Genomic DNA, 11246 nt, shown 5'->3' on the forward strand with positions numbered 1-11246 from the left:
ATATAGAAAAAACAAGAAAAACAGGAGGAGAGTTATGACTTCTATACATTCATTATTAGTTGATATGGATGGCCATTATTTAAAGAAATATGGAGATTTAGATAGAAATATCCAAGATGTTGAATATTTCTCAGGCCACTTAAAACGAAACATGGATTATTCTGATACGATGTTTGTTTGTGTTTCGCCAGAAAGAAGGAGTTACGTCAATCGAAAGGTCGTGAGATGGCGAGATGGAAATGAACAAATCATCGGAAAAGAAAATTGGTTTGGTGTGATCGTTACTGAAAAACCAATCATGGATCCGTCAGTGACGACACCACAGTTCATCGTAGAAGACAGTTGGAAATTTTTATTGGAATTATCCGCGAAATTGCGGTCCTGTTTTGTAAATCCGGTTGTTGCGATTACCGGGTCAGCAGGGAAGACTTCTACGCGAATGATGATCACTCATTTGCTTCAAGAAGAGAAAGTTTTGGAAAACAGGGGAAACCACAACGTTCGGTTTGCTGTTCCTTTATACATGAGTAAATTACTTTCTAATCCTGATGTCTTGAATCTTGAAGTTTCTGTCAATGCTTTGAATTCATATGATACAGGGTCGATGTCTAATTTGATACAACCAGATATTGCTATTGTGACTTCAATTGGAGAAGCACATCTTAGTTCTTTAAAAAATACAAAAGGAGTAGCAGTGCATAAAGCAAAAATTTTCGAAGGCCTGAAACAAGATGGAATCGCCATCATCAATGGAGATATAGGAAAAGAAGAATTTTCAATTTTAGTAAGCGCTGCTGAGAAAAGAACCAGCAAAATAGTGGTCTATTCATTACATGATGCTTCAAGAGGTGTTTTTGTGAAACAAATCTCACAAAAAAGAGAATATTGCGAAGTCCTAGTTTCTTTTTTCGGAGAAGATATTTTATTGAAACTTGCAGTTTCTTCAGAAGGGATGATCGCTAATTCATTGGCTGCGTTGATTGTAGCAAAAGAACTGAAAAAAGAGATCTCTCCATATATAAAAAAATTTGAGACATTCAAACCACTACCTAAGATATTGGAACGTACGATTTATACATCAGAAACAGGGACAGACTTCACCTTTATTGATGATACGCATAACGCTTCATTGCCTTCCATGAAAAATGCAATCAATTACTTTGATGGGATACAACCATTTTATAAAGGAAATAAAGTCTTGATACTTGGACAAATCGCTGATTTAGGCGATTCAACAAAGCAAATCCACCGCTTTGTACAAGAGGAGTTAAACCAATCGGCTGCCACGCATATTTATGGTTATGGGGAACATTTTAAATTGCTTTTTGAAGAAGGACAGAAAATAGATGATCGGCTTCAATGGTTCGATTCACTTCAGGAATTATGCAATGATCTGGAAACAAAACTAATAGAAGACAGTTTAGTTTTAGCAAAAGGATCAGTTACTGGAAGTGATTTTCATGAAATCGGCAAATATGTGCGTCAGATCGGAAACAAGCATAATATGAAAAGTCAGACTTTATAGAAGGTATTAGGGAAACGCCATGTTAGTCTGAACAGAGTAGAGAGGAATCGTTAAAATGACGGGAAAGGAGTGTGGCAGGTCGATGTCACACTCCTATTTTTGTGAAATACCTGGTTGTTCAATTTTTCTAGCAAAAAATGCATAAAAAAAGATAAAACGGTTGTAAACTGCGTATATTCGGGCTTTCGAACTTTTTCGTGGTGTGGTATGATAGTTAAGAATTTTGAGAAAATTTTTAAAAGAACGGTTATTATACAAGAATTATTTTTTAAAGTTTTCTTATGATTAAAAAGTGAATTTGCTGATTGAACAGTTGTATGAGACAATATTTTAGAAAATGTGAGACAGAGGTGTACTATGAAGCGATGGCAAAAAGTTCTATTAACCTTATTAGGTATACTCGTTTTGCTGATAGCCGGATTATCAGCATACGGTATCAGATTTATGGGAGAAGCGAGCCAAACAGTAAACAAAATATCTAAAAACTCTAATCGAATATCTTCCAAACGTTCTGAGAAAGTAAGTATTGATGACAAAGAACCGTTTTCGGTTTTGCTATTAGGTTTAGATACCGGTGGATTAGGAAGAACAGAACAAGGGCGTTCTGATACGATGATGGTAGTAACCGTTAATCCGAAACAAAAAAAATCAACGATTATCAGTTTGGACCGAGATATTTATACGAATATCGTAGGGTATGGAACGGTAGATAAATTAAATCATGCCTATGCATTTGGCGGCGTCGAAATGGCCATGGATTCAATTGAACAACTGCTTGATATTCCTATTGATCATTATGTAACCATCAATTTGGACGGTATGGAAGATTTGATCAATGCGGTCGGCGGCATCAAAGTGAATAATAAAATCGACTTTACGTTGGATGGTGTCCATGTACCAGTAGGTGAACAAACATTGGATGGAGAAAAAGGATTAGCCTATTCCCGAATGCGACACGAAGATCCAGAAGGAGATATCGGGCGACAACGTCGTCAGCGGGAAGTAGTGACGAAAATCGTCAATAAAGTTTTAAGTTTAGATGGCGTAAGCAATTATAGAAAAATTTTAAAAGCAGTCGAAAACAATGTGACAACGGACTTGAATTGGGATGACATGCTTGATGTAGCAACGAATTACACGGCAGCATTCGAAACGATCAAACAAGACCAGTTGCAAGGTGAAGGTCAAATGATCAATGAAGTCTACTATCAGATTTTAGGACAAAACGATCTTCTTTCGATTCAAAATGAACTGAAGAAACAATTAAATATCAAAACAAGTGACACATTACCTAATTTGAAAAATGAGAATGCTTCAATGATGTTCTTTGATGATTCGGAAGATGCCGATTCGACAACCGGTGATGGATCGAATAGTGAAGGATACACTGATTATTCTTCCTATTCAGAAAACACCTATGATCAGTACCAAGATCCGAATACCTATTATCAGCAAACAGAAGATACAAGTCAGTACTATACACCAAGTCAAGATACTCAAAGTTATGATCCTTATGCTGGACAGGAACAAAATGGTTATGGTTATGACCAGAATAATGAGTATGGAACAACAAGTGGGTACTAGAAAAAAATAGTTTGGTTAATAAAGAGTGCCACCTAAATTAGACAAAACAATCTAACTTAGGTGGCACTCTTTCTATGTGTTAAATATACTTTTTAATAAGTTTTCAGTTTTTAGCACTTAGTTTAAAAAATAAATCGAATAATTCAGTAAAGTTGCGAATAGTACCCATAAATAATAAGGAATCATGAGCCACATGACTAGGCGATGATGTAGCCATAATTGATACATAAGCACTGACAAGAAAATAACCAAAAGTGTAATATCGATTGCTGCAACGAAGATATTTCTTAAATTAAAAAATAGAGCAGTCCATATGAAATTAAAAATGAACTGAATCACAAAAAGACCTACAAGGTTGTTTCGCTGTTTTTTGTTGTTGTGATTAAGCAACAAATAAAGAGAAATACCCATCAAAATATACAATAAGGTCCACATTGGTCCAAATATCCAACTAGGTGGTGCAAATGGCGGAAGTTGTAAAGAATAGTAATATTCTCCAGGATTTCCGCTAAGCAATCCTGATAAAAAGCCTAATATGACAATTCCTATAACACAAACCCAAAAACGAATATCTTTTATCATCTTCATTCTATTAACTCCTTTCTATAATAATATTTTACATGAAGAATCACAGCAATACCTGTATTTAGTTTGTGAAGTAAGAATAATGGAGAAATATTGTTATTTAAAAAAGTTAAAAATTTGTTTATATGAATCATGAATTTGAAAAAGATCGTATTAAATAATTCTCATGTTTTTTACAATTCGTTATTTTCTTATTAACTTCTGTTACAATCTATATTGTAATCGATTACATAAAAGCTTGGCTGAAGTAAAAAATTATACATAGGAAGGTTGATAAATATGAAAAGAGGTTTACTCAAAGTACTTACTGGGGCGGCACTCATCACGATGCTTTTTTCTCCTGCATTGCTGATTCAAGTACAAGAATCATCTGCAATCGAACAAACAGTAGTGACTAATCCCGATTTTGGAGTAGGACAAGGAATTGAGTGGCCAAAACAAGTAGTTGCTCCTTATGTGGATATAACTGCTTATTCTTCTGATGAAGAACTATCTAATAATGGGGCATTGAACTTAGCAGCTGTTGCTCAACAAACAGGACAGAAATTTTTTAAATTAGGTTTTTTACAGGCGAGAGGTATTAGAAATGGTCGAATTGATTGGGCTTGGGGTGGTTTTAATGGTCTAAGTGAGATTGATAATGACGAATGGCAGTATGAAGGAATCAAAAAATCTATCCGGGAATTACGTCAAAATGGCGGAGATGTAGCTGTTTCGTTTGGCGGACTGAATTCAGGAGCATTTTGGGAGGTCACTCAAAATCAAGCACTTTTATATGATGCCTATATGGAAGTTATCCAAGGCTATGGATTGACACGTGTAGACTATGATGTCGAAGCCGCTGCGATGGGATATGAAGAGAATTTGGCAAATGCAAAAGCGGTAAAGAAAGTTCAAGAAGCAACTGGTGTAGAAGTAACGTTGACCTTGCCAGTCATGGATACTGGCCTGATTTCGACCGGATTAGCAGTGTTACAAGCTTATCTGGAGGCAGGAGTGGATTTGACAAATATCAATCTAATGACGATGTGTTACGGAAGCAGTGTACCAGATTATGCCCAAGGGTCGCTTGATGCTGTGGATAATACAATGGTGCAGTTAAAAGAGTATTATCAAAGATTTATGGGAACGACTTTGACGACAGAACAAGCATATGCTAAATTAGGAACCACTCCATCAATCGGATTTGAAAGCGAAGCTCATCCATACTTTACAGCAACGATGTTCAATCGAGTTGTTCAGCATGCAAAAGAACGAAATATTGGGATGGTTTCCTACTGGTCAATGAATCGAGATTCAAAGGTCGATGGAGGACAAGGACAAGTCAATAATCGGTATGAATTTTTAAATGTGGCACAACGTTTTACAGGTGACACACCTCTTCCAGAAGACAAAGAAAAACCAACTATTCCAGAAAATTTTAAAGCAGAATTGGTGACCTCTAGGCGTGCTGCGCTAAGTTGGTCGCCTGCGACAGATAATGATTTTATTGAAAAGTATAACCTTCGATTGATTGGAAACGAAGAAGTAGTTGAAAGAAGCACAATAGATACCCGGTATACTTTTGAGAATTTAAAAGAGAATACAACTTATACAGTGGAACTTACAGCAGAAGACCGTTCTGGTAATATTTCGGACAAAACAACATTGACGTTTACAACATTAGCGGACAATGAAAGTGAATATCCAGTATGGGATCCTGAAAAAGTTTATATGGCTGGCGATCGTGTTGTATACGAAGGCATCATCTATGAAGCTAAGTACTGGACTCAAAACAATAATCCAAGTGAATCTGGAGAATGGGGACCTTGGAGACAGATTTCTTGATTCATAGGTATATATGAAAAATAAATAAAAAATGTAAACAGGAGTTTTATTTAGCTCCTGTTTCTTTTTATTTTAATATAAAATTATAAAAGCATAATGTTTGCGCTAACATAATAAAGCGTTTACAATGTGTGTATCAAATGAAGGAGGTTTCTACATGAAAAAGATTAGTACATTATTGTTTATCGGGTTAGTTAGTTTAGGGTTGTTCGGTTTCAGCATTCCAGGTTTCGCACACGGTTATATTACTTCTCCTGGAAGTCGTGCATACCTAGGAACATCAGCAGCAGGGAATCTAAACCAAAATGTCGGAAGAGCACAATGGGAACCGCAAAGTATCGAAGCTACCAAAAATACATTCATTGATGGAAAAATCGCCAGTGCAGGAGTCAGCGGATTTGAACCTTTAGACGAACAAACATCTAACAGATGGCATAAAAATATGGTCAATCCGGGAACATTGAATATTACTTGGAATTTAACAGCGCAACATCGGACAAGTACTTGGGATTACTACATTACCAAGCCAAATTGGAACCCTGATCAACCTTTGAAATTTAGCGATTTTGAATTGATCACAAAAATAGACGACAAAGCAACCGTCCCACCAAAAACAGTCAACCAAACAATCACACTTCCTCAAGACCGCAAAGGATACAATGTGATTTTAGCAGTATGGAATATCAGTGATACGACAAATGCATTCTATCAAGTGATTGACGTGAATATCCAATAATAATCAAAAGGGCTGTGACAAAAAACGTGTCACAACCCTTTTTTTGAATAAGCAGTGTTCGCCTGCCAACTCCTCGGTCACAAGTGACAATAGTCATCAAACATGAAAAGCTTTTTTTGAAATTGTTCCTTGTGACTCGGAGCTGAATGGCAGGCTCACGCCTTCTCTCATTTAATCAGCAAGTCTCGTCATCTTCACGACGACTTCACAACGTGCAGTCTGAGGAAACATATCAACAGACTGTAAATATTCAACATTGAACTTTTTACTTAAATGAACCAGATCTCTGGCAAGTGTAGAAACGTTACAGGAGATATAAACAAGTTTTTTTGGTGGAAATTTCAGTAACGATTGAATCAATGCGTTATCCAAACCCGTACGTGGCGGATCTACGATGATACCATCTGGCTGAAAACCTTCATTCAACCATTTAGGTAGAACTTGTTCGGCTGTACCGACTTCATATCGAGTGTTGTGATACCCTAATCTTTCCGCATTTCTTTTTGCATCAGCGATTGCTTGAGGAACGGTATCCATTCCTCGGACTTCTTTGACCTTTTTTGCTACACTTAAACCAATCGTACCAACTCCGCAATAAGCATCTACGATTGTTTCATCAGGCTGGGCATCTAATGCTTTGATTCCTTCACCATAAAGCAGTTCGGTCTGCTGAGGATTCAACTGAAAGAAGGCGCGAGGAGAAAGATCGAAAGTCACTTCATTGATTTGTTCTTCAATGGCTTCTTTTCCCCATACGTGGATCGTTTCATCCCCCATCACGAGAGATGTTTTTTGTGCTTGGACATTTTGCATGATCGAAACAACTTCGGGCAGGCGTTCATTGATCTCACGAATCATTGCGTTTTTTTGTGGGAATTTTTTACTGCGAGTAATAAAAACGACTTGCAGCTCTCCAGTTTTGACACCGACTCTGACCATGATCGTGCGGAAAATACCACTGTTTGTCCGTTCATCATAGATGGGTGCATCAAATTTATTCAATAGTTGAACAACAGTATTCATCACTTTTTGTGTTCGGGGTTCTTGTACCAAACAGTCTGTTATAGGAACTAACTGATGCGAGTTTGCTTCATATAAACCAGCTTCGGCCTTTTGCGTTTGTTTATTTTTTCGTAATTGAAATTGTGCTTTGTTTCTATAATGCCATGGATCATCCATCCCAATCGTCGGTAACAACTGGTAGGATCGAAAGCCTGCTGGTTTGAATTTTTCCAATGCTTGCAAGAGTAGATCCTTTTTAAAATCCAATTGTGCTTGATAGGCTAAGTGTTGTAATTGACAGCCACCGCATTCATAATAAACAGGACATGGCGCCACTACGCGATCTTTGCTTGGCTTTTTGACTTTTATTAATTCTCCTTCTGCATAACGAGGAGTTGCTTTCGTGATTTTGACTAGTACTTCTTCTTTTGGTAGTGCATACGGAACAAATATAATCAATCGTTTGAAATAACCAATTCCTTCGCCATTTATGCCTAAACGCTTGATTTTCAAAGGAACCGTTTGTCCATTTTTGACAATTGTTTCTGCCATAAGTATCTCCCTTTTTCTTTTTTCTGTGGTTTATTCTAACATATAATACCTGATTACGGGGATTTTCTATGGTATGATAGAGAATATATGTTCGAGGAGGATGTTTATGTTAACCGTTACGAGAATCAGTAAAGGCAAAGGCCCTTTCTATCGCGTAGATTTATCTGAAGGAGAAGCTTTACAAGTATCTGAAGATGTATTAGTACGCTATCGTTTGTTAAAAGGACGGGAATTAGACGAAGAAACTATCCAAGAGATCAAGAAGAGCAGTGGAGCTGATTTCGGATTTCAGCTAGCAATGAATTACTTAAGCTATCAGTTACGGTCGGAAAAAGAAATCCGAACATACTTAAAAGAAAAGGAAATCCTTCAAGAAGATCGAAATAAAATCGTAGCCCGCTTAAAAGAATTGGATCTTGTCAATGATTTGGTCTATGGGGAAAGTTATGTGCGCACGAATATGCGCTTAAGTGACAAAGGTCCAAAAAAATTGTCACAGCAAATGCAGCAAAAAGGATTAAAACTAGAGATTATTGAACAGGCGCTCGACCAGTATACAGTTGAAGACCAAGTTCAAAATGCACGTCAAACGGCTGAAAAAATATTTGGAAAAAATCATGGGAAAAGCCAAAAAGAATTATTGCGGAAAATCCAACAAACTCTGATGACAAAAGGTTTTTCTCAAGAAGTGATCCAACAAGCGATGGCTGATCTTCCGCAAGAAGTAGACCAGGAAACAGAATATGATTATTTAGTCAAACAAGGGGATAAACTATGGCGAAGAAATTCAAGATTTGAACCTAAAAAAAGAAACCTAAAAGTAAAACAAAGCTTATATCAAAAAGGATTTGATTTGGATATGATCCAGCGATTCATTACGGAAAAGGAAGAGGAAAGTGAATAAAGAATGGGAAAAATGGACAGACGAAGAAACAAAAGAATTTCAAGATCAGTTCATTCAATGGTATGAACAAGAAAAAAGAAACCTGCCATGGCGCTACAATCGGGATCCTTATCGTATCTGGATCTCTGAAATCATGCTCCAGCAGACCAGAGTAGATACAGTGATCGATTATTTCTATCGCTTCATGGAATGGTTTCCTACAATTGAAGAATTGGCAACTGCTCCAGAAGAAAAGCTTTTAAAAGCTTGGGAGGGGCTTGGTTATTACTCAAGAGCCCGAAACATCCAAGCAGCTGCTAAACAGATCATGTCTGAATTTGACGGAAAAATGCCGCAAACGCCTGAAGAAATCAGCTCATTGAAAGGGATAGGCCCCTATACGACAGGAGCGATAGCAAGTATAGCATTTGGACTTCCAGAACCTGCAGTTGACGGTAACGTGATGCGAGTAGTAAGCAGATTGTTTTGCATTGAAGCAGATATCGCCAAAGCTTCCAGCAGGAAAATCTTTGATGAAGCGATGCGGAAAATCATTGATGAAACGTATCCAGGTGAATTCAACCAAGCAATGATGGATCTAGGCTCAGCTATCTGTACACCAACTTCTCCAAAGTGTGAAGCTTGTCCGATCCAAGCCTTTTGTTTAGCCAACAAACGAGGGATCCAAACGAGCTTTCCTGTAAAAACAAAAAAAGCAAAGCCAAAAGACGTTTATTATATCAGTGCGGCTCTTCAAAATCATTCTGGAGCGTATTATTTTGAAGAAAGAGATAGCCAAAAACTGCTAGCGAATATGTGGACATTTCCAATGGTAGAAGTGACACAAGAGGAGTACGAGCGATTGAAAAAAGGATGGGAAGCAAAACGGGAAGTCGATTTGTTTGATGATCTAGTAGCAGAAGACGGAAAAGAGCTTCCCTTTGAAAAGCAGGAACTTTTTATTTGGCAGACACGTCATTTAGGAGAAGTTACTCATGTCTTTAGTCATCTGAAATGGCATGTCCTCCTTTTTTACGGACGGGCAACCGAGGAAGCAGAACAAGAATTTACCGAGAACAAAACTTCGAAGTGGTTGAAGCCTGCTGCATTTGATTCAGTCGTTTTTCCGAAGGTACAAATGAAACTAGTGGAACAGTTGGAGAAAAATCGAAACAATAGGAATCCTTTCTAGGCAAAGCTCATTTTTATTGATATAATAATTATGATGTCGGTGTAATGAACACCCAAACACAAAGCACAAAATGCTGCTTAAGGAAGGGTTGCTATGGGAGTTCCAAAAGAAGGAGAGTTTGTGACGATCCAAAGTTACAAGCACGACGGCAGATTGCATCGAACGTGGCGAGATACCATGGTATTGAAAACAAGCGAACACTCTATGATCGGCGTGAATGATCACACATTAGTCACTGAATCTGACGGACGCCGATGGGTAACGCGCGAACCAGCGATTGTGTATTTTCATAAAAAATACTGGTTCAATGTAATAGCAATGATCAGAGAAAAGGGGGTTTCCTATTATTGTAATCTAGCTTCACCTTTTTTGCTGGACGATGAGGCCTTGAAATATATCGACTATGACTTGGATATCAAGGTGTTTCCTGACGGCGAGAAACGACTATTGGATGTCGATGAGTACGAGATGCACAGCAAAATGATGAATTACCCGAACGATATTGACTTCATCCTAAAAGAAAATGTGAAGATTCTGGTTGACTGGATCAATAATGGAGATGGCCCGTTCTCAGAAGGCTATATTGATATTTGGTATGACCGTTACAAGCAATTGTCGCGTAAGTAAACGCAAAAAAGAACAGTAAGCCAGTGAGAAATCTTTCTCAAAAGCTTGCTGTTTTTTTGTTTTTTTTTCGAAAAATTTTTTATAAAGTCTTTTTCATATAAATGTGAGGCATGCCAGCGTCTTCAAAAGGCTCACCGTAAGCTATGTAACCAAGCTTTTCGTAAAAAGCTTCCGCTGTAGACTGCGCTCCTAATAAAATCGTATTATAGCCTTGATTCTTAGCAAAGGTTTCTGCTTCTTCAATCAATAGCTTACCTAAGCCTTGGTGTCTGTATTCAGAAAGAATCGCCATTCGCTGTAATTTCATTTTTCCGTTTTCTAAAGGCAAAAGACGTACAGTTCCTTGCGGTTCTTTTTTATCTGAGTACAAGACGAAATGGATGCAATGTGCTTCATCTTTATCTATTTCTCGAGACAAAGGGACACCTTGTTCGACTACAAAGACTTGATGTCTGATTCTTACAGCATCTAAGTAAATATCGCTCATTGTATCTTTTGTTTGTACAACTTTCATGGTCTAGCCACCTTCCTTTCGTATAGTATACTGGAAAATAAAATAAATAAAAAGTATGGAAAGTTTTCAAAACGCCGATTGTAAAATTAAGCTAGACAACTAAAAAAGTCATTTGTGCTACACTCAAAATAGTTCCGACCAAAGAATTATAAGGAGTGAGTACAAATGACCTATACCCATCTTACAACGGATGAACTTGTAATAATAGAGTCTTATTTC

10 protein-coding genes are annotated in these 11246 nt (G+C 37.4%); 7 read left to right on the plus strand and 3 right to left on the minus strand.

Features of this window, described 5'->3' with window-relative positions; translation table 11 throughout:
• The first annotated feature begins 34 nt into the window (after positions 1 to 34).
• The gene (locus tag KFO35_RS09945) at positions 35 to 1525 is read left to right on the plus strand and encodes a Mur ligase family protein (protein WP_156272145.1); all 1491 of its coding nucleotides are present in this window, start codon (positions 35 to 37) and stop codon (positions 1523 to 1525) included.
• Between the two features lie 357 nt (positions 1526 to 1882).
• The gene (locus KFO35_RS09950) at positions 1883 to 3109 is read left to right on the plus strand and encodes an LCP family glycopolymer transferase (protein ID WP_024635874.1); all 1227 of its coding nucleotides are present in this window, start codon (positions 1883 to 1885) and stop codon (positions 3107 to 3109) included.
• Positions 3110 to 3226: 117 nt separating this feature from the next.
• On the opposite strand, the gene KFO35_RS09955 is transcribed toward KFO35_RS09950, so the two are convergent.
• Positions 3227 to 3697, minus strand: coding sequence for a TspO/MBR family protein (locus KFO35_RS09955; RefSeq protein WP_002310332.1), 471 nt, complete (start codon positions 3695 to 3697; stop codon positions 3227 to 3229).
• A gap of 276 nt (positions 3698 to 3973) precedes the next feature.
• On the opposite strand from KFO35_RS09955, the gene KFO35_RS09960 reads away from it, so the two are divergent.
• Positions 3974 to 5521, plus strand: a complete 1548-nt coding sequence (locus KFO35_RS09960) for a fibronectin type III domain-containing protein (RefSeq protein WP_070704820.1) — start codon at positions 3974 to 3976, stop codon at positions 5519 to 5521.
• 157 nt (positions 5522 to 5678) lie between these two features.
• On the plus strand, positions 5679 to 6257 hold the full coding sequence (locus KFO35_RS09965) for a lytic polysaccharide monooxygenase auxiliary activity family 9 protein (protein ID WP_002315302.1): 579 nt from the start codon (positions 5679 to 5681) through the stop codon (positions 6255 to 6257).
• A gap of 171 nt (positions 6258 to 6428) precedes the next feature.
• On the opposite strand, the gene rlmD is transcribed toward KFO35_RS09965, so the two are convergent.
• Positions 6429 to 7811, minus strand: a complete 1383-nt coding sequence (rlmD, locus tag KFO35_RS09970; protein WP_002315301.1) for a 23S rRNA (uracil(1939)-C(5))-methyltransferase RlmD — start codon at positions 7809 to 7811, stop codon at positions 6429 to 6431.
• Positions 7812 to 7917: 106 nt separating this feature from the next.
• Between rlmD and recX the strand changes: the two genes are divergently transcribed.
• From recX to ntdP, 3 genes are all read left to right on the plus strand, one after another.
• Complete coding sequence (gene recX / locus KFO35_RS09975; protein ID WP_156272147.1) at positions 7918 to 8715, plus strand: recombination regulator RecX; 798 nt, start codon at positions 7918 to 7920, stop codon at positions 8713 to 8715.
• Positions 8708 to 9886 carry an A/G-specific adenine glycosylase gene (gene mutY / locus KFO35_RS09980; protein ID WP_002315299.1) on the plus strand — a complete coding sequence of 393 codons (1179 nt, stop codon included), beginning with the start codon at positions 8708 to 8710 and terminating at the stop codon, positions 9884 to 9886. The genes recX and mutY overlap by 8 nt, the downstream gene beginning before the upstream one ends.
• Positions 9887 to 9979: 93 nt before the next feature.
• Positions 9980 to 10513, plus strand: coding sequence for a nucleoside tri-diphosphate phosphatase (gene ntdP / locus KFO35_RS09985; protein WP_002310342.1), 534 nt, complete (start codon positions 9980 to 9982; stop codon positions 10511 to 10513).
• A 79-nt stretch (positions 10514 to 10592) separates the two neighbouring features.
• On the opposite strand, the gene KFO35_RS09990 is transcribed toward ntdP, so the two are convergent.
• Positions 10593 to 11027, minus strand: a complete 435-nt coding sequence (locus KFO35_RS09990; protein WP_002315298.1) for a GNAT family N-acetyltransferase — start codon at positions 11025 to 11027, stop codon at positions 10593 to 10595.
• Positions 11028 to 11246: the final 219 nt, after the last annotated feature.

The sequence above is a fragment of the Enterococcus lactis genome (genome assembly GCF_015751045.1).
GTDB classification, from domain to species: Bacteria; Bacillota; Bacilli; order Lactobacillales; family Enterococcaceae; genus Enterococcus_B; species Enterococcus_B lactis.

What these genes read in the sequence shown, in the direction of transcription:
- KFO35_RS09955 (WP_002310332.1), bottom strand. Translation starts at nt 3,697, where the DNA reads ATGAAGATGATAAAAGATATTCGTTTTTGGGTTTGTGTTATAGGAATT.
- KFO35_RS09960 (WP_070704820.1), top strand. Translation starts at nt 3,974, where the DNA reads ATGAAAAGAGGTTTACTCAAAGTACTTACTGGGGCGGCACTCATCACG.
- ntdP (WP_002310342.1), top strand. Translation starts at nt 9,980, where the DNA reads ATGGGAGTTCCAAAAGAAGGAGAGTTTGTGACGATCCAAAGTTACAAG.
- KFO35_RS09950 (WP_024635874.1), top strand. Translation starts at nt 1,883, where the DNA reads ATGAAGCGATGGCAAAAAGTTCTATTAACCTTATTAGGTATACTCGTT.
- KFO35_RS09945 (WP_156272145.1), top strand. Translation starts at nt 35, where the DNA reads ATGACTTCTATACATTCATTATTAGTTGATATGGATGGCCATTATTTA.
- rlmD (WP_002315301.1), bottom strand. Translation starts at nt 7,811, where the DNA reads ATGGCAGAAACAATTGTCAAAAATGGACAAACGGTTCCTTTGAAAATC.
- recX (WP_156272147.1), top strand. Translation starts at nt 7,918, where the DNA reads ATGTTAACCGTTACGAGAATCAGTAAAGGCAAAGGCCCTTTCTATCGC.
- KFO35_RS09965 (WP_002315302.1), top strand. Translation starts at nt 5,679, where the DNA reads ATGAAAAAGATTAGTACATTATTGTTTATCGGGTTAGTTAGTTTAGGG.
- KFO35_RS09990 (WP_002315298.1), bottom strand. Translation starts at nt 11,027, where the DNA reads ATGAAAGTTGTACAAACAAAAGATACAATGAGCGATATTTACTTAGAT.